This window comes from Acinetobacter sp. Res13-Abat-PEC15-P4-01 (assembly GCF_015676285.1).
Taxonomy (GTDB): domain Bacteria; phylum Pseudomonadota; class Gammaproteobacteria; order Pseudomonadales; family Moraxellaceae; genus Acinetobacter; species Acinetobacter nematophilus.
This window is the reverse complement of sequence record NZ_JADAIN010000053.1, coordinates 1-19199: the sequence shown is the minus strand read 5'-3', so window position 1 is coordinate 19199 and position 19199 is coordinate 1. Positions and strand designations below refer to the sequence as shown.

Below are 19199 nucleotides of genomic sequence, written 5' to 3'. Positions count from 1 at the left end.
GTGATTGAAATATTGGTAATAGAAGGCGTTATAAAGAATCTTAAGGTTGAAGATTCAAAAATACATCCACTTAAAAATTTAGATAAAGATGCATTAGGTGCTTCGATGTTGGGGGCATTGACTGCAAGTAGTTCATTGGCAACAAATGCCCCAATTATGTTGATGGCTGCACAAGGTGAGACTGCAAAAACATTTATTGCTGAAATAAATGGTTATCCGATTATCGGGCAATTTACCACCGTAAAATTTAAGGAAGATACGCCTTTAATAGCTGTAATCAGTACAGAAAAAGAAAAAGGAAGGTATTTAGTTTATTCAATATTAGATCCTCAATCTGGCTTACTCTATATGATGTATGAAATGGGAAGGTCAATTAAGAGTGCTTATTTAAATTTATTTAAATGGAGTGTATTTTGGTCGATATTTACTTTTATAGTAATTTTTAGTATATTTATTTTAGCAAATATTTTTTCTGAAAATCTATCAAGTTCAATATCTACTGAAAATATAAAGTATTTATTTTTAATTTTTGGGTTTAGCTCATTTATTATATTTTTATTCTTCTTTAGTTTTATATTTGGATCTAGATCTGTGCGTGTACATGGTAGTATTTCAGAGAAAGTATTTAATGAATTAAAGTTTGAAAATACTAAAAATCAAAATTTTTATAACCAATCTCTATTAGATCAAGATGGTATGCATTTAAGTGTAATGGAATATCGAAAAAGTTTAAAAGGAAAAGACCCTTATCCAGAGGATTATTTCAAAAAGAAGAATAACCAAAATGATGGTGATTGAAGGTGTTATAAAGAATCTTAAAGTTGAAGATTCAAAAATATACCCGCTTAAAAATTTAGATAAGGACGCTTTAGGATCATCAGTGTTGGGGACATTGACTGCAAGTAGCTCATTGGCAACAAATGCTCCCATTATGCTGATGGCGGCACAAGGTGAGGTTGCAAAAACATTTACTGCTGAAATAAATGGTTATCCCATTATCGCGCAATTTACTACCGTAAAATTTAATGAAGATACGCCTTTAGTAGCTGTAATCAGTATAGAAAAAGAAAAAGGAAGACATTTAGTTTATTCAATATTAGACCCTCAGTCAGGTTTACTCTATATGATGTATGAAATGGGACGCTCTGTAAGTAAAGGGAAATTAGCTATATTTAAACAAGCTTTATATTTTTCATTAGGAAGTTTTTTATTTGTTGCTTTAATTTCAATTGTTTCTGGTCTATTTTTAAATGAAGAGTTTTTTTTCTCAGATATAGATGTGTTATATATTTTTGTAATTGCTTATTTTTTATTCTTTATTTTATTGCTTATCTTTACTAATTTGGCTTTAAGTAAGCCCTATAAAATTGCAGGAGAGTTGTCCGAACAAATTTTTAAAAAATTAAATTTTGAAAAAGTAAAGCAACAAGATTTTTATCATGATTTTGATGTTGAAGATGGTGTTCATTTAAGTGTAATGGAATATCGAAAAAGTTTAAAAGGAAAAGACCCTTATCCAGAGGATTATTTCGACAAAGTAAAAAATAATGAATAGATTATTAAAATTTGAAGGTCGTATAGAGCAGTTAGAAATATATAATGAAATGATGAGTACGTTAGGCACAGGTGGCGATAGCCAAATTCTCTCATCCGCTTTGCTCAGTGGTGCTTCTGCAAATCTTACCTTGTCCGCCCAGACTGTTTTTGTCGCTTCACACAGTCGACTTCATATTCAAGCTGTAGTTGCAAAAATCAACGGAAAAATTTGTTTAGCTAAATTTCATCGTGCTTTATTAGAGCAGGATGAATTTGTGGTTTGTGTTGCAAGGCATATTGAAGACAATATTTATGAGGTGTATGCAATGCTGAGTCCTAAAACAGGACTGTTACATATGCAAGTAGGCATGGGGGCTTCAAAAACTACATATACTGCCTCCGCATTAAAAGGGGCAAGGCTTATTTTTATTGGAACTGTGATTCTTTCAATATTCGTTTTTATATACATAGGTGATTACAGTTTATATTTCATTTTATCATGGATAGGTATCCTCATTGTTTACTACTTTTTGTGCATATACGCTATGAAAGGAGTAATACGATCTTTATTACATTTATCTGAAAAGTCAGAAGAGATATTTGAATCATACGGTTTTTTAAACCCCAAAGAGGTTTTTTTATTGCCAAGCAGACACATCAGTGAAGAATATAAAGTTTTATTAGATGCTGTATTTGATTATAGGAAAATCATTCAGGATGATCCATATCCAGAAAGCTATATAGAAAAGCAAAAATGACCAAAATGTTAGTAATAGAAGGTGTTATAAAGAATCTTAAAATTGAAGATTCAAAAATACATCCACTTAAAAATTTAGATAAAGATGCATTAGGTGCATCAATGTTAGGGACATTGACTGCAAGTAGTTTATTGGCAACAAATGCTCCCATTATGCTGATGGCTGCACAAGGTGAGGTTGCAAAAACATTTACTGCTGAAATAAATGGTTATCCAATTATAGGGCAATTTACCACCGTAAAATTTAAGGAAGATACGCCTTTAGTAGCTGTAATCAGTATAGAAAAAGAAAAAGGAAGACATTTAGTTTATTCAATATTAGATCCTCAATCTGGTTTACTCTATATGATGTATGAAATGGGGCGTTCCATGAAGAAAGGGGTATTAGCAATATTTAAACAGTCATTTTACTTTACAACCATAGCCTATTTTTTCTTATTATTATTTTTTATTATTGCGGATTATTTTTCAGAGGAAAAAATAGATTTCACAAGTCTAGAAAACTTGTCATATTTTTGTTTCTTTTATATATCCTTTTTTATTTTTATTCTAGTTACAATGTTCCTAGCTTTTTTTAAAATACATAAGGTTACAGGTAAATTATCAGAGCAAGTTTTTGAAAAATTGAAATTTGAAAAAGTAAAGCAACAAGATTTTTATCATGATTTTGATGTTGAAGATGGTGTCCATTTAAGTGTAATGGAATATCGAAAAAGCTTAATAGGAAAAGACCCTTATCCAGAGGATTATTTTTAAAAAGAAGAATGATCTAAACTACGAATAATCAAATACTGGAAATATGTTTATATATTTTACCAGATGATTTTAATCTAACTTAGATGCCTATTTTCAAAAACAGTCAAAAATTTAATTTCTTTACTTCTAATGCCCACCTAAACCACTTGCCTCAAGTCGCGAGCTGTTTCCTGTAACAACGGCAAAATATGCGTAATTAAATAATCTTGAGTCGTGCGGATCGTTGGAGACACAATATTCAAAGCTGCAACGACATCGGCATTGGCATCATAGATCGGTACGGCAACAGCGTGCACGCCTAACTCATGTTCTTCACACGAGTAGCACCAATCTTGCGCTTTAATCTCATGCAACAAAGCTAAAAATGCTTCACTGTCTGTATGGGTATATTTCGTCAAACGTTTTAAAGGATATTTTTCTAACCACTCTTTCTGCTCATCTATATTTAGATGTGCCAATAAAATTTTACCTGCGGATGTGGCATGAGCGGGGAGTCGGTTTCCCAAATGCAAACCATACGGATTAACACGGTCAGTTTGTTGATGCGCTGCGCTGCGTGCAATGGTAATCGCTTCATAACCATCCAGTACCATCACTGAATAAATCAGTGATGTTTGATTGGTGAGTAAGTTTAATAAAGGCTGACAAATTTTAGGGAGTGGAGAGCCATCCAGATACGCACCTGAGAACTTTAAAATTTTAGGGGTTAAATAATAATAATGACCATCAAAGTCCAAATACCCCAAGTATTCCAAAGTCAGTAAATGACGACGTGCCGCAGCACGGGTCATGCCTGTTTTCTCTGCGGCTGTACTCATATTTAAACGATGACGTTCAGGACCGAAGCAATCTAAAATCGCCAAGCCTTTGGCAATACCTGCGATAAAGTCTTCATGTCGAATCACTTTCTTGTTTTCACGATGATGAATCAAGCGACGATTTTTATTTTGATCATTTTCCATAATTTAGATCATTCCTACAAAATCCTTTGATGAATAATTATTCTAATCGAAACACGACTAATTTAGTTGGATAATGTTCGATGATCGAACATTAAAAATAATAATCGCACAAAATAGCTTTTAGACGATAGAAGTCTGGTCAGAATTTATCAAGAATAAAGAGAAGAAATCCGAACAAAACACTCAACTTCGTTTCATCGGTTTTCAGGATGAAAAATTGAGTGCTACACAGTACAGGAAGTAGTCAGATGATTGATAAGCGTGCCGGCTCATTGACAGAGGTTTTGTCACAAATCAAGGATGGTTCAAGCATTATGATTGGCGGCTTTGGAACCGCAGGACAACCCGCAGAACTGATTGATGGATTGATTGAGCTGGGCGTCAAAGACTTGGTCATTGTCAACAACAATGCAGGCAATGGCGATTACGGTCTGGCCAAACTCCTCAAATCCGGAGCTGTACGTAAGATCATCTGTTCATTCCCTCGTCAGTCCGATTCATGGGTATTTGATGAACTCTACCATGCAGGCAAGATTGAACTGGAACTGGTTCCTCAGGGAAACTTGGCATGCCGCATTCAAGCAGCAGGCATGGGTTTAGGGGCAGTATTCACCCCAACAGGTTTTGGTACATTGCTTGCCGAAGGAAAAGAAACCCGCCATATCGACGGCAAAGACTATGTGCTTGAGTATCCGATCAAAGCTGACTTTGCCTTGATCAAAGCTCATCAGGGCGATCGTTGGGGTAATCTGGTATATCGCAAATCTGCGCGAAACTTTGGTCCGATTATGGCGATGGCGGCAGATGTGACCATTGCACAGGTTTCTGAAATCGCAGAACTCGGTCAGCTTGACCCTGAACATATCATTACCCCAGGGATTTTTGTACAGCATGTGGTTGCTGTCAATGCGCAACAGGGAGAAGCAGCATGAGCTATCAAAAACTAAGCCGTGACCAAATTGCACAACGTGTTGCACAAGACATTCCCGATGGTGCTTATGTGAATTTAGGCATTGGCTTACCGACCAAAATCTCGAAATATCTCCCTTCAGACAAAGATGTATTCCTGCATTCTGAAAATGGCTTATTGGCGTTTGGTCCCCCCCCTGCCCAAGGCGAAGAAGATCCTGAACTGATCAATGCCGGCAAAGAGTTTGTCACCATGCTCACAGGCGGAAGCTTTTTCCATCACGGTGATTCTTTTGCCATGATGCGTGGTGGACACTTGGATATTGCAGTATTGGGTGCCTTCCAAATTGCTGAAAACGGTGATCTTGCCAACTGGCATACCGGCGCACCTGATGCAATCCCTGCGGTGGGTGGTGCGATGGATTTGGCTGTGGGTGCCAAGAAAGTCTTTATCACCACTGACCATGTGACCAAACAAGGCGAACCCAAGATCGTGGCTGAGCTGACCTATCCCGTGACTGGCAAAAAATGTGTTGACCGGATCTATACCGATCTGTGTGTGATTGATGTCACTTCAGAGGGTTTAAAAGTGATTGAAAAAGTCGCCGGTCTCAGCTTTGAAGAATTGCAGTCGATGACGGGTGCTGAATTGCTTGATGCAACACAGCAGGATTAAAAGGAAACACACATGAAAAATGCTTATATCATTGATGCCATTCGCACCCCGTTTGGACGCTATGCCGGTGGACTTGCAGCTGTACGTGCTGATGATTTAGGTGCAGTGCCGATTCAAGCCCTGATGCAACGCAACCCGACTGTGGATTGGCAGCAAGTCGATGATGTGATTTATGGCTGCGCCAATCAGGCAGGCGAAGACAACCGAAATGTGGGTCGCATGTCGGCATTATTGGCAGGGCTGCCCGTTGAAGTGCCTGCAACCACCGTCAATCGTTTATGTGGTTCTTCACTGGATGCGATTGCGATGGCAGCACGGGCGATTAAAGCCAATGAAGCCGATCTGATCATTGCAGGTGGTGTGGAAAGCATGAGTCGGGCACCCTATGTGATGGGCAAGTCAGACAGTGCTTTTGGGCGCAGCCAAAAGATTGAAGACACCACCATGGGCTGGCGTTTTATCAATCCAAAGCTTAAAGATATGTATGGTGTGGAAAGCATGCCACAAACGGCTGAAAATGTGGCTGAGCAATTCAACATCAAGCGTGCCGATCAAGATCAGTTTGCATTGAACAGCCAGCAACGTACGGCAGCCGCACAGGCACAGGGCTTTTTTAAACAGGAAATTGTTGCTGTGACCATTCCTCAGCGTAAAGGTGATGCATTGGTGGTGGAGCAAGATGAGCATCCGCGAGCGTCAACGAGCCTGGAAGCCTTGCAAAAATTAAAAGGAGTGGTGAAGGCAGAAGGTACGGTGACCGCGGGCAACGCTTCAGGAATCAACGATGGTGCGGCAGCATTACTGATCGCATCAGATGAAGCTGTTGCAGAATACCAATTAAAACCCCGTGCCAAAATCATTGCATCGACGACGGTAGGCATAGAACCTCGCATCATGGGTTTTGCACCTGCGCCTGCGATCAAGAAACTACTGAAACAGGCCGATCTGAGTTTAGCGCAGATGGATGTGATTGAGCTGAATGAAGCCTTTGCGGCACAGGCTTTGGCGGTGACGCGTGATTTGGGCTTGGCGGATGATGATGCACGGGTCAATCCGAATGGAGGCGCCATTGCATTGGGTCATCCATTGGGTGCGTCAGGTGCCCGCTTGGTGACCACAGCGCTCAACCAACTTGAACAGATCCAAGGACAATATGCCTTGTGCTCAATGTGCATCGGTGTGGGTCAAGGCATCGCCATGATTATTCAACGCGTAGAGTGAGGTCTGTGATGAGCCAGTTATATGCCAGCTTATTTTATCAACCTGATGTTACTGCGATCTTTAGTGATCAAGCTTTAGTGGGGTATATGATCCAAGCCGAAGTGGCTTTGGCAAAAGCGCAGGCGCAGGTCAATGTGATTCCAGAATCAGCGGCTACCATCATTGAACGCATTGGACGAGATGCTTTGATGCATATCGATATTGATGCGCTGGCTGTTGCTGCTGGTTTGGCTGGAAATGTTGCGATTCCTTTTGTGAAGCAATTTACAGCCTTGGTCAATCAGCAAGATGAAGATGCCGCGCGTTATGTGCATTGGGGGGCAACCAGTCAGGATATTATTGATACCGCAACCATTTTGCAGTGTCGTGATGCATTGCTGTTGATTGAGCAGCAATTGCAACAGACTTTTCAGGTCTGCTTAAAACAGGCACAACAATACCGTGACCAAGTCATGATTGGGCGTACATGGTTACAGCAGGCTTTACCGATCACGCTTGGACATAAGTTTGCCCGTTGGGCAGCTGCTTTGCAGCGCGATCTTGAGCGTCTTAAGAGTATGCAGCAACGTGTTTTAACCGCCCAACTGGGAGGTGCTGTAGGTTCGTTGGCTTCTTTACAGGATCAAGGTTCTGTTGTAGTCGAAGATTATGCACACTTACTCAATTTAACCGCACCCACATGTACATGGCATGGTGAGCGTGATCGCATGGTTGAGATTGCCAGTGGTCTGGCATTGATTGTCGGCAATGTCGGCAAAATGGCAAAAGATTGGTCATTGCTGATGCAGACTGAAATCGCCGAAGTTTTTGAACCGACTGCAAAAGGTCGTGGTGGCTCATCCACGATGCCTCATAAACGTAATCCTGTTGCAGCAGCTTCAATTCTTGCAGCAGCCAATCGCGTTCCTGCTTTGATGGCAAGTGTTTACCAAAGTATGGTGCAAGAGCATGAACGTGCTTTAGGGGCTTGGCATGCTGAATGGCTGGCAATTCCTGAAATTTTTCAGTTATGCGCAGGTGCTTTAGAACGCACACAAGATGTATTGGCACATATGCAGGTCAATGCAGTTGCCATGCAGCGCAATCTTGAGTGTACTCAGGGATTGATCATGGCAGAAGCAGTCATGATGGCTCTTGCTAAAAAAATTGGACGTTTAAATGCACATCATTTGGTTGAGCAAGCATGTCAACAAGCCGTGGCTGAACAGAAACATTTAAAAACAGTGTTATCCGAGATAGCTCAAGTCAATGCCTACTTCGATGCGCAGGCATTGGATGGATTGTTTAACCCGACATCTTATTTGGGCAATATTCAGGCTCAAATTGATGCAGTACTGCAAGCCGCACAAGAGGAATAAAGATCATGATGATCAATAACCGTCAAGGACACCGACTGGCAGTGCAGGTACAAGGTTTAAAAAATGCCCCAGTACTGATGTTCTCCAACTCTTTGGGTACAGATCATGGAATGTGGCAAGCACAGGTTGCTGTTTTAGCAGCGCATTATCAAATTATTACTTATGACACACGCGGTCATGGTGAGAGTGAGGTGATTGCCCAAACGACCTTGCAAAATCTAGTCGAAGATGCAGTGGATATTCTGGATGCTTTCAACATAGGTAAAGCACATTTCTGTGGCATTTCCATGGGTGGGATTACTGCGCTTGCTTTGGCGATCAATCATGCTGAACGTTTTCACAGTATTACCGTAGCAAACTCAGCCGCAAAAATTGGTACAGCTGAAGCTTGGAACAGTCGGGCGGATGGTGTTGAGCAACATGGTTTGGCTGAAATCGTGAAAACAACACATACCCGTTGGTTTAGTGAACACTTTGATTATGCCCATGATGTATTGGCGCAAAAAACCATCCAAAGTTTAGCAATGACACCCTCACAAGGTTATGTCAATGCATGTAGAGCATTAGCAGATGCAGATGTCCGGGATCAGTTAAATCACATACAGATCCCGACATTGATTATTGCGGGGCAGTATGACCCTGTGACCACAGTTCAAGATGCAGAATTTATGCATCAAATCATTCAAAACAGTCAGCTTGAAATCTTGGCAGCTTCCCATCTATCCAATATTGAACAGCCTCAAGTGTTCAATCAGGCACTGTCTAAGTTTATTCAAAGTATATAACCGCAAGGGTTTGAAAGGAATTCGCCTACAAGGAGGCAACTATGGCACAGGAATTTGCTGTCCCAAACAAGAGTATTGATGCGCAGGCGCTGATCAATGACGCACCTGTCAGTAAATATCAATGGATGATAGCAATCATTTGTTTTCTCATCGTATTTGTCGATGGCATTGATACTGCTGCAATGGGCTTTATTGCACCTGCTTTGGCTCAAGATTGGGGTATTGATCGCTCCCAACTCGGACCCGTGATGAGTGCGGCACTCGGTGGAATGATTATCGGCGCATTGGTTTCAGGTCCTACAGCAGATCGTTTTGGTCGCAAAATTGTCTTGACTATTTCGATGCTGATTTTTGGTGGTTTTACACTGGCATCTGCTTTTGCTCAAGACTTAAACAGCTTGGTGGTATTGCGCTTTTTAACGGGGATTGGTCTAGGTGCGGCAATGCCAAATGCAACCACGTTGTTCTCAGAATATTGCCCACAACGCATTCGCTCATTGTTGGTGACCTGCATGTTCTGTGGTTATAACCTGGGGATGGCGATTGGTGGATTTATCAGTAGCTGGCTAATCCCAACCTTTGGTTGGCACAGTCTATTTTTATTGGGTGGGATTTCACCATTAATTCTCATGGTGTTGGTGATTTTCTTGTTACCGGAATCTTATCGCTTCTTGATTATCAAAGGACAGGCGACAGAGAAAGTTCGCAAAATCCTCAACCACATTGCACCTGATCAGGTAAAAACTGCGCAAACATTTCATATTCCAGAAGAGCAATCTGCAGTTGCGGAAAAGAAAAATGTATTTGGCATGCTGTTTTCCAAACAATATGCCAAAGGCACCATTTTATTATGGTCCACCTATTTTATGGGCTTGGTGGTGATTTATCTGTTAACCAGTTGGTTACCGACTTTGATGCGAGAAACGGGCGCGACCATGGAACGTGCAGCATTCATCGGCGGTTTATTCCAGTTTGGTGGTGTGATGAGTGCTTTATTTATTGGTTGGGCAATGGATCGTTTTAATCCGAATCGCATTATTTCTGCTTTCTATTTTGTCGCAGGTCTGTTTGCAGTCGCAGTGGGGCAAAGCCTAAGCAATCCAACCTTACTGGCGCTGTTGGTGTTGTGTGCAGGGGTTGCGATCAATGGTGCGCAGTCTTCAATGCCGGCTTTAAGTGCCCGTTTCTATCCAACCCAATGTCGTGCAACAGGTGTGGCTTGGATGACAGGTATAGGGCGATTCGGTGCTGTATTTGGTGCGTGGATCGGTGCAGTTTTATTGGGCAATGACTGGTCATTTACCGCCATTCTCAGTTTGCTCATGATTCCAGCAACCGCAGCCGCTGTAGCTATTTTTGTTAAATCTTTGGTTGCTCATACCGATGCAACCTAATGCTCATTTTTCTGGATGAGGAATAACGTCAATGAATGATGATCAACGCTATCAACAAGGGCTTAAAGTCCGTACCGAAGTACTTGGCGAAAAACATGTTGGGCGTTCTTTAGCGAACCTGAATGATTTTAACCAAGACTTCCAGAATTTTATCAGTCGATTTGCATGGGGCGAAGTGTGGTCCCGTGAAGGCTTACCTCGTCATACACGCAGCTTAGTGACCATTGCTATTTTATTGGCATTGGGAAGAGAGGATGAGCTCCGAATGCATTTACGTGCTTGCTTTAACAATGGTGTAACGAAGGATGAACTTAAAGAATTGATTTTGCATAGTTCATTATATGCAGGTTTGCCGGCAGCAAATGCAGCAATGCATATGGCTGAAGAGGTTTTCAAAGAGCTGGGTATCGAAGTGCAGCCTATTGCGACACCATCACAGGATTAAGGAGACCAGCATGTTTAATCACACATTGGGTGCATATCCACAACGTAATACCGATGATCATCCGCCAGCATATACACCAGGCTATAAAACCAGTGTATTACGCTCGCCAAAAAATGCATTGATTTCAATTAATGAAACCTTGACTGAAGTGACCTCACCGCATTTTTCACCGAATCTCTTTGGTGCGAAAGACAATGATTTGATTTTGAACTACGCCAAAGAGGGGTTACCTGTCGGTGAACGGATTATTGTGCATGGTTATGTGCGTGATCAGTTTGGTCGTCCAGTCAAAAATGCATTGTTGGAAGTTTGGCAAGCCAATGCGTCAGGACGCTATCGGCATCCAAACGACAAATTTATCGGCGCGATCGATCCTAATTTTGGGGGCTGTGGTCGTACCTTGACCGATGAAAATGGATTCTTCATTTTCCGTACCATTAAACCCGGTCCATATCCGTGGCGCAACCGTATCAATGAATGGCGTCCAGCGCATATCCATTTTTCATTGATTGCTGACGGTTGGGCGCAGCGCTTAATTTCGCAGTTCTATTTTGAAGGCGATACCTTGATTGATAGCTGCCCAATTTTAAAAACAATTCCTTCTGAAGATCAGCGTCGTGCCCTAATCGCACTGGAAGATAAAAACAACTTTATTGAAGCGGATAGCCGTTGTTACCGCTTTGATATTCATCTTCGTGGTCGTCGTGCGACTTATTTTGAAAATGATTTGACTTAAGGGTGAATACGATGAATGCATGGAATTTTCAAGAACTAAAAGAGACTCCATCACAAACAGGGGGACCTTATGTTCATATTGGCTTATTGCCTCAACAGGCCAATATTGAAGTGTTTGAACATAATTTTAATCACCAATTGATCAATGACAAAACTCAAGGGCAACGTATCCGTCTGGAAGGTCAAGTGTTTGATGGATTAGGTCTGCCATTAAGAGATGTCCTGCTGGAAATCTGGCAGGCAGACAGCAATGGTGTTTACCCAAGTCAGGCAGATTCCCAAGGCAAAACCGCAGACCCACATTTTCAAGGTTGGGGGCGTACTGGGGCTAATTTTGAAACCGGTTTTTGGCATTTTGAAACCGTAAAACCTGGTGCTGTGCCAGGACGCAAGGGTGCAATTCAAGCACCACATATTGCCGTGGTGGTGTTTGCACGTGGGATCAATATTGGATTACATACCCGTATTTATTTTGAAGATGAAGGCGAAGCCAATGCCAATGATCCTGTTTTAAACAGTATTGAATGGGCAACTCGCCGTCAAACGCTGATTGCCAAACGTACGGAAGTTAATGGCGAAATCGTTTACCGCTTTGATATTCGTATTCAAGGTGAAGATGAAACCGTGTTTTTTGATATCTAAGTATTTTGTCAAATCGTGCTTTGATCATCATGGAGTTTGATCAATTCATGATTTTCCTCCACGTAAAAAGGGAGGATGAACGAGATTTAAGTACATTGGTTTAAAGCATAGGACATTAAAACAGTATCTATATACGGAGTACAGATTATTGAACCTGAGTTCGATAAAAACTCTTGATGAAATTTAATACTCGGAAACGTCATCCGCAACTGTTTGAGGCAGGACTACCCCTACAAGGTATTGTTTCTGCGATTGATTAAATATGTTGCTGGTGGTTGACGAGTTTTGCGGTGAGCAGCGATACCGCTGCGCAAGATGGTTGCTCTTGCGGAGCTTCGCTCCTCATGCCAAAACAAAAGTATGGAGAGCCGCAGGCTGATCCTGAAATTGGGTGAAAACTCAGTAAGACTTAATGTTTTTCAATAAGTTAAAGATGTGGTTGCATCGAACTCACGTTATTTATTACAGATCATCTATTAAGGAAGATGGAAAATGAAATTACAAAAAATTGCAGCAGTGATGCTGGCATTGAGCCCGATTTTTACATTGCAAATGACACAAGCACAAACAGTTCCAACTCGCACTGTTGAATTGTCAGAACTGGCAAAACTTCCAGTGAAAACGATTGTACCGATTACTGCCAAAACTCAAGAACAAGCATTGGCACAAGCCAAAGTGACTGCAAGCAATCCCGATGCTGATTTGGCGGAATTCCGCATTGACCTGCTCGAGTTTGCCAATGACAGCAAACAAGTGATTGCTTTGGGGCACCAGCTTAAGAAGATTTTGGGTACAAAACCAATGATTGCCACGATTCGCACACACAATGAAGGTGGGCAGTTGACCATCACTGATGCGGATTATGCAAAAACTTATCAAGCATATTTAAAGCAGCCATTTATGGACATGCTGGATGTGGAAATGTTCCGAGATCCACAAGTGGTCAAAAATACAGTAGAACTGGCACATGCCAAAAAAGTATTGATTGTGATGTCGAATCACGATTTTAAAAAGACCCCCAGTGAAGATGAGATCATTCAACGGTTGCTTAAACAGGATGAACTGGGTGCGGATATTTTAAAAATCGCAGTGATGCCACAAAGCAAACAAGATGTGTTCACCTTAATGAATGCCACGTTAAAAGTCAGTCAACAATCCAAAAAGCCATTACTGACCATGTCGATGGGCAAATTAGGCACTATTTCTCGAATTGCTACGGCAAATATGGGGGGAAGCTTTAGTTTCGGCATGATTGGGGAAGCTTCAGCACCCGGTCAAATTGATGTAACCCAACTAAAACAGTTATTGAAAACTGTTCAACCTACACCATAATTTAAAAAGGATTTTTAAGACATGAAATTGATTTCTTTACGTTTAAGCGCATTGGCGATAGGGCTTGCAGTTTCTGGTTTAAGCATGGCAGAAAGCTATGTGGTAGACCGTTATCAGGATGACAGTGAAAAAGGTTCACTGCGTTGGGCAATTGAACAGGCAAATGCCAAACCGACTGAAGCCAGTGAAATATTAATTCAGGCAGTTGGTACAGCACCTTATATCATCAAGGTGAATGCTCCATTACCCGAGATTAAAGCACCTGTAAAAATTACGGGAACCCAATGGGCAAAGACAGGTGAATTCATCGCCATTGATGGTTCAAATTATATTAAAGGGACAGGTGTTGAAGCTTGTCCGGGAGCTGTAGAAGGGCAGTTCGGTACCAATGTGCGTACCACAACTTTACCGGGCTTAGTTTTGCGTGACATCAACGGGGTCACCATTCAAGGTGTAGAAATTCGCCGTTTCTGTATTGGTATTTTAATGAATCGTGCCAGTAATAACCTGATTCAAAATAACCGCATTATGCATAATTATGGTGGTGCGGGTGTGATGTTGACAGGAGATGATGGCAAGGGCAATCCAACCGCAACCACCACCAACAACAATAAAGTGCTGAATAATTATTTCCAAGACAATGGCGATGGGCTTGAATTAACCCGTGGTGCCGCATTTAACTTGGTTGCAAATAACCACTTTATTTCAACCTCTGCAAATCCAGAGCCTTCACAAGGTATTGAGATTTTATGGGGCAATGACAATGCCGTGGTGGGCAACAAGTTTGAAAATTATTCAGATGGTTTACAGATCAATTGGGGCAAGCGAAATTATATTGCCTATAACGAACTGACCAATAACTCGAATGGTTTTAATTTAACAGGCGATGGCAATATTTTTGACAGCAATAAAGTCCATGGTAACCGTGTCGGTATTGCGATTCGTTCTGAAAAAGATGCCAATGCACACATTACTTTAACGAAAAACCAAATTTGGAATAATGGTCAAGACATCAAGCGTTGTGAAGCGGGCGGTAGTTGCGTACCGAATCAACGTGTAGGTGCGATTATCTTTGATGTTCCCGGATTGGAACATGCACATTTTGTGGGTTCACGTGGGCATGGGGTGAAAATTGATCCTGCAAACTTACAGAAAACTTGCCAACAACCGAATCAGCAAGGCTGTAATGCACAACCAAATCAAGGCATTCAGGCACCTCAGTTAAGCTATGCAAAAGGTCAAGTTTCGGTCGAAGTCAAAGGTCAACCCAATCAACGTTATCAGATTGAGTTCTTTGGAAATACTTCAGCCAATTCAAATGAAGCAGAATTTTATTTAGGTTCGGCTATTGCTGCAACGAATGAACAGGGTCTAGCCAAGATTCTATGGAAACCGACCAATAAAGTCGCATCTATTACCGCAAATATTACAGACCGTTTGGGTGCAACGTCTGAACTCAGTTCAGCTGTGAAATTAAAATAATAAGGGGCTGGGAATGAATTCAAAAAGATTTTTACTCAAACTGAGTTGCTTAACTGTTGCACTTTGTAGTGTACAACACAGCTTTGCAGATCAACCGTGGTCACAGGATCGTCAGTGGTTGTTAGGCGATTGGAATGGTCAACGCCAACAACTGGAAAAGCAAGGCTATAAATTTACAGCGTCTATCATGAGTCAAGCAGCCACCAATTTAGATGGCGGTTATAACGACAGCAATACTTTTAAAAATGCAGCTCAACTGGCGTTAGGTGCAAATTTTGATTTAGAGAAAATTGCAGGTTGGGAAAATACCACTGCCAATATTTTAATCACCAAGCGTGATGGCAATGCTTTGACTTTGGAGCGTATAAAAGATCCGCGTTCAAGTGCTTTGGGAAATTCACAAGAAATTTATGGGCGGGGTAAAATTTGGCGTCTGACCCAAGCGTGGATCAAAAAGGGATTTGCTGACAATACAGTTCAATTCAAGATTGGACGTATGGGCATGTCGGACGACTTTAATGGTTCGCAATGTGAATTCCAGAATTTATTACTGTGCGGTGGGCAGCTTGGAAAATCCATTGGTTCAATCTGGTACAACTTACCTGTAGGCTTGTGGGGAACCAATGTTAAATATCAATTTGCCCCAGAGTGGACACTGGGTGTCGGTGTCTATGAAGTCAATCCAGACAATATTAAAACCGCCAAAAACAGCGATGGTTTTAATCTGGACATGAATAACGTTAAGGGTGCAACCATTCCAGTCGAACTGGCATGGCGACCAAAACTTGCAGTATTTGATGGTTTGGCAGGTGAATATAAAGTCGGTGCGTTGTATTCGACTGCTGAAGCCAATGATATTGCGACCACGGGTAAAGTACATGAGGGTAAACACAGTTTTTGGTTAAATGCACAACAACAACTAAGCAAAAAAAATAATGATCCTAAACGTGGTCTATATGCCAGCTTGAATGTCGTAGTGAATGACAAAGCGACCACAGCAGTCCAAAGCACACAACAGTTGGCGCTTTGGTACAAAGGACCATTTGATGGTCGTCCAAATGATTCTATTGGTTTCGGTATTGCCAATTATGTGGTCAATGATCGTTATAAAGATCGTCAAATTGCGCTGAATAATAGTCGAGGTTATGACGAATACGATGCATTTGCAGCAGACTATGTTCCTGTTCAGCGTGATGAGTTAAATATCGAGCTGAACTATACCTACCAATGGTCACCAGCGGTCATGCTCAGACCCAACCTACAATATATTCATCAACCCGCGGGTGTTAAAGAAGTGGATGATGCATGGGTTGCAGGTTTAAGCATGCGTGTAAATTTCTAATCTAGGAGTATGATGTATGTCTGAATCTTCGAACTCACATACCATACTGAAAATATGGTGTTTTATTTTGGCATTGGCTTTACTCCTCACAGGACTGTTTTTTACAGTGGGTGGCGTGAAGTTGGTGACATTAGGGGGATCATGGTATTTCGTGATCTCAGGTGTATTGACCTTAGTTTCAGCTGTTTTGATTTTTAAGAAAAAAGCCTTGGGTGTTGCGGTTTTCAGTTTGGTCTTTATCGGCACACTGATTTGGGCTTTGTTTGATGCAGGTTGGGCGTTTTGGCCTTTATTCTCACGATTGATGTTCCCGGCAGGTTTATTTGCAGCATTGATGTTTAGTTTACCTGCAATTCGCCGTTATCAAGCTCAACCCAGTATGGGTTTACCGGCTTATGGCTTAGGTGTTGTAACTGTTGTCGGTATGCTGATTGGACTTTATCAGATGTTCCAACCGCATCCCACTGTTGCTGCAACGGGGCAGGCATTGCCATTGGTTCCTGTAAAAACAGACATGAAACAAACCAACTGGCAACATTATGGGCAGGATGCAGGTGGAAGCCGTTTCGCTGCATTGGATCAAATCACTCGAGACAATGTACATCAGTTAAAAGAAGTATGGCGCTTCCGTACAGGTGATTTTACAACAGGCACAGGCAATGGTGCTGAAGATCAAATGACCCCATTGCAGGTTGGCAATAAAATCTACTTATGTACACCACACAACAATATTTTTGCCCTAGAGGCGGATTCAGGAAAACAGCTTTGGAAAGCTGAAGTGAATTCTAAATCTGATGCCTGGGAGCGTTGCCGTGGTGTGGCTTATTTTGATTCAACCCAGGCATTGGTTCAGCCAACTTTGGCAGGTGCTACGCCAGTGCAGGCTGTAGCAAACAATACCTCTTGTTTACGTCGTGTTTATACCAATACACCTGATGGGCGTTTAATTGCAGTCAATGCAGACACTGGTGAACGTTGTAAAGATTTTGGCGTGGATGGAACCGTAGACTTACTCAAAGGTCTGGGAGAAGGAACCACTGCACCAAGATTTGAAGTGACTTCAGCACCCACCATCGCAGGTACAGTGATTGTTGTAGGGAGCCGTATTGCTGATAACTTTGCAGCAGATATGCCGGGTGGTGTGATCCGGGCTTATGACGTGATTACAGGACAGTTACGATGGGCTTTTGATCCACGTAACCCAGAGCCAAATTATGTATTAAAAGAAGGTGAAACTTACAAACGCAGTTCTGCAAACTCATGGGCAGCAATGTCATATGATCCACAAATGAATACGGTATTTTTGCCGATGGGCAGTTCATCTGTCGATGTTTGGGGAGGCAACCGCCAACCTTTGGATCATAAATACAATTCATCTGTCTTGGCTTTGGATGCGACGACTGGTCAAGAAAAGTGGGTCTATCAAACCGTTCATAATGATTTATGGGACTTTGATTTACCGATGCAGCCTAGTTTGGTCGATTTCCCAATGAAAGATGGTTCAAATAAACCTGCTGTGGTGATTGGAACTAAATCGGGGCAGTTCTTCGTCTTGGATCGTTTAACAGGAAAGCCTTTAACCAAAGTAATTGAGCAACCTGTCAAGCCGGCAGATATTCAAGGTGAGCAATATAGTCCAACCCAACCTCGCTCTGTTGAAATGCCACAAATTGGCAATCAAACCTTAACAGAATCAGATATGTGGGGTGCTACACCATTTGATCAACTGATGTGTCGCATCAACTTTAAATCAATGCGCTACGAGGGATTATTTACTGCGCCTGGTAAAGACATGTCATTGAGTTTCCCAGGTTCGCTTGGTGGCATGAACTGGGGAAGTATTGCTTTTGATCCAAGCCATCAATATATGTTTGTCAATGACATGCGTTTGGGCTTATGGATTAAACTGATTGAGCAGACGCCAGAAGATCTTGCCCTTGAAGCGAATGGGGGTGAAAAAGTAAATACCGGTATGGGCGCTGTGCCAATGAAAGGGACGCCGTATAAAGTCGATAAAAACCGTTTCTGGTCGAAGTTGAATATTCCTTGTCAGAAGCCGCCATATGGCACTATGACCGCGATTGATATGAAAACCCGTCAAATTGCATGGCAAGTTCCGATGGGAACTGTCGAAGACACAGGACCACTTGGGATCAAAATGGGACTTAAAGTGCCAATAGGTATGCCAACTATTGGTGGACCGATGGCGACTCAAGGAGGATTGGTCTTCTTTGCTGCAACACAAGACTATTATCTGAGAGCATTGGATTCTTCAACAGGCAAAGAGTTGTGGAAATCACGTTTACCTGTAGGTAGTCAGGCTACACCGATCAGTTATGTTTCACCTAAAAATGGCAAACAGTATGTCATGATCACTGCCGGTGGAGCACGTCAATCACCTGATCATGGAGATTACGTGATTGCTTATAGTTTGAATTAAACGCTTTAAGCTATTTTAGAATAAAGCTGCACGCATTGGGTTGCAGCTTTATTTTTTACTTAGAAAAATCTATCGATCTTTTGAGACAATCGCTGAGGCACTTTAGACTTGCCTAACGATCATTTCAACAATCAAATAGTACATGGGTTTTCATGGTTGATTAAGCTTTATAGAATAGGGAGCGCTGTCTAAACCGCATATTTTTGTAAAATAAATTTTGGGATAAGGTGTATTCAATTCAAAAATCCTATATTTCAATATGGCTCCAAACTTAATTATCAGAATAAATTTTTTACTGAATAAATCAAGTGAAATAATAATTAAAAAAATGTGTATTTTTTGAATACATTTTTAATTTAACCAAAAAGACAATTAATTTAGATTTTATCAAATGTTAAATTTTTTTGTTTTAATTAAATTAAAAGAA

At 41.5% G+C, this 19199-nt stretch carries 18 protein-coding genes; 17 read left to right on the top strand and 1 reads right to left on the bottom strand.

Annotated elements, in window-relative coordinates:
- From IMO47_RS18965 to IMO47_RS18950, 4 genes are read left to right on the top strand one after another with little or no spacing between them, the layout of a single operon-like run.
- Positions 1 to 798 carry a putative type VI secretion system effector gene (locus tag IMO47_RS18965; RefSeq protein ID WP_196077810.1) on the top strand — a complete coding sequence of 266 codons (798 nt, stop codon included), beginning with the start codon at positions 1 to 3 and terminating at the stop codon, positions 796 to 798.
- Positions 785 to 1555, top strand: coding sequence for a putative type VI secretion system effector (locus IMO47_RS18960; RefSeq protein WP_196077809.1), 771 nt, complete (start codon positions 785 to 787; stop codon positions 1553 to 1555). Before IMO47_RS18965 ends, IMO47_RS18960 begins: the two co-directional genes overlap by 14 nt.
- Positions 1548 to 2294 carry a putative type VI secretion system effector gene (locus tag IMO47_RS18955; protein WP_196074499.1) on the top strand — a complete coding sequence of 249 codons (747 nt, stop codon included), beginning with the start codon at positions 1548 to 1550 and terminating at the stop codon, positions 2292 to 2294. The genes IMO47_RS18960 and IMO47_RS18955 overlap by 8 nt, the downstream gene beginning before the upstream one ends.
- Positions 2291 to 3049 carry a putative type VI secretion system effector gene (locus tag IMO47_RS18950; protein WP_347339647.1) on the top strand — a complete coding sequence of 253 codons (759 nt, stop codon included), beginning with the start codon at positions 2291 to 2293 and terminating at the stop codon, positions 3047 to 3049. Before IMO47_RS18955 ends, IMO47_RS18950 begins: the two co-directional genes overlap by 4 nt.
- Before the next feature lie 137 nt (positions 3050 to 3186).
- Here the strand turns inward: IMO47_RS18950 and pcaU are convergent, their stop codons facing one another.
- On the bottom strand, positions 3187 to 4011 hold the full coding sequence (gene pcaU / locus IMO47_RS18945) for an IclR family transcriptional regulator PcaU (protein WP_196074500.1): 825 nt from the start codon (positions 4009 to 4011) through the stop codon (positions 3187 to 3189).
- Between the two features lie 248 nt (positions 4012 to 4259).
- Here pcaU and IMO47_RS18940 point away from each other — a divergent pair, with 248 nt between their 5' ends.
- The 13 genes from IMO47_RS18940 (at position 4260) to IMO47_RS18880 (ending at position 18772) form a co-directional block, all read left to right on the top strand.
- Positions 4260 to 4943 carry a 3-oxoacid CoA-transferase subunit A gene (locus tag IMO47_RS18940; protein WP_196074501.1) on the top strand — a complete coding sequence of 228 codons (684 nt, stop codon included), beginning with the start codon at positions 4260 to 4262 and terminating at the stop codon, positions 4941 to 4943.
- Positions 4940 to 5596 (top strand): 3-oxoacid CoA-transferase subunit B, encoded by a 657-nt coding sequence (locus tag IMO47_RS18935; protein WP_196074502.1) that lies wholly within the window; start codon positions 4940 to 4942, stop codon positions 5594 to 5596. Before IMO47_RS18940 ends, IMO47_RS18935 begins: the two co-directional genes overlap by 4 nt.
- 12 nt (positions 5597 to 5608) lie before the next feature.
- Positions 5609 to 6817, top strand: coding sequence for a 3-oxoadipyl-CoA thiolase (gene pcaF, locus IMO47_RS18930; RefSeq protein ID WP_196074503.1), 1209 nt, complete (start codon positions 5609 to 5611; stop codon positions 6815 to 6817).
- A gap of 8 nt (positions 6818 to 6825) precedes the next feature.
- Positions 6826 to 8175 carry a 3-carboxy-cis,cis-muconate cycloisomerase gene (gene pcaB, locus IMO47_RS18925; protein WP_196074504.1) on the top strand — a complete coding sequence of 450 codons (1350 nt, stop codon included), beginning with the start codon at positions 6826 to 6828 and terminating at the stop codon, positions 8173 to 8175.
- Positions 8176 to 8180: 5 nt separating this feature from the next.
- Complete coding sequence (gene pcaD / locus IMO47_RS18920) at positions 8181 to 8960, top strand: 3-oxoadipate enol-lactonase (RefSeq protein WP_196074505.1); 780 nt, start codon at positions 8181 to 8183, stop codon at positions 8958 to 8960.
- A 41-nt stretch (positions 8961 to 9001) separates the two neighbouring features.
- Entirely contained in the window at positions 9002 to 10354 is a 1353-nt protein-coding gene (locus tag IMO47_RS18915; RefSeq protein WP_196074506.1) for an MFS transporter, read from the top strand.
- 31 nt (positions 10355 to 10385) lie between these two features.
- Positions 10386 to 10799, top strand: coding sequence for a 4-carboxymuconolactone decarboxylase (gene pcaC, locus IMO47_RS18910; RefSeq protein ID WP_196074507.1), 414 nt, complete (start codon positions 10386 to 10388; stop codon positions 10797 to 10799).
- A 10-nt stretch (positions 10800 to 10809) separates the two neighbouring features.
- Positions 10810 to 11535, top strand: a complete 726-nt coding sequence (gene pcaH / locus IMO47_RS18905) for a protocatechuate 3,4-dioxygenase subunit beta (RefSeq protein WP_196074508.1) — start codon at positions 10810 to 10812, stop codon at positions 11533 to 11535.
- Between the two features lie 11 nt (positions 11536 to 11546).
- Positions 11547 to 12176, top strand: a complete 630-nt coding sequence (gene pcaG, locus IMO47_RS18900) for a protocatechuate 3,4-dioxygenase subunit alpha (RefSeq protein WP_196074509.1) — start codon at positions 11547 to 11549, stop codon at positions 12174 to 12176.
- Positions 12177 to 12668: 492 nt separating this feature from the next.
- Positions 12669 to 13508, top strand: a complete 840-nt coding sequence (gene aroD, locus IMO47_RS18895) for a type I 3-dehydroquinate dehydratase (protein ID WP_196074510.1) — start codon at positions 12669 to 12671, stop codon at positions 13506 to 13508.
- Between the two features lie 27 nt (positions 13509 to 13535).
- Positions 13536 to 14990, top strand: coding sequence for a right-handed parallel beta-helix repeat-containing protein (locus IMO47_RS18890; RefSeq protein ID WP_196074514.1), 1455 nt, complete (start codon positions 13536 to 13538; stop codon positions 14988 to 14990).
- Between the two features lie 13 nt (positions 14991 to 15003).
- Positions 15004 to 16332: a carbohydrate porin gene (locus tag IMO47_RS18885; protein WP_196074511.1), complete on the top strand. Its 1329-nt coding sequence runs from the start codon at positions 15004 to 15006 to the stop codon at positions 16330 to 16332.
- 16 nt (positions 16333 to 16348) lie between these two features.
- Positions 16349 to 18772: a glucose/quinate/shikimate family membrane-bound PQQ-dependent dehydrogenase gene (locus IMO47_RS18880; protein WP_196074512.1), complete on the top strand. Its 2424-nt coding sequence runs from the start codon at positions 16349 to 16351 to the stop codon at positions 18770 to 18772.
- The last annotated feature ends 427 nt before the right edge of the window (positions 18773 to 19199 follow it).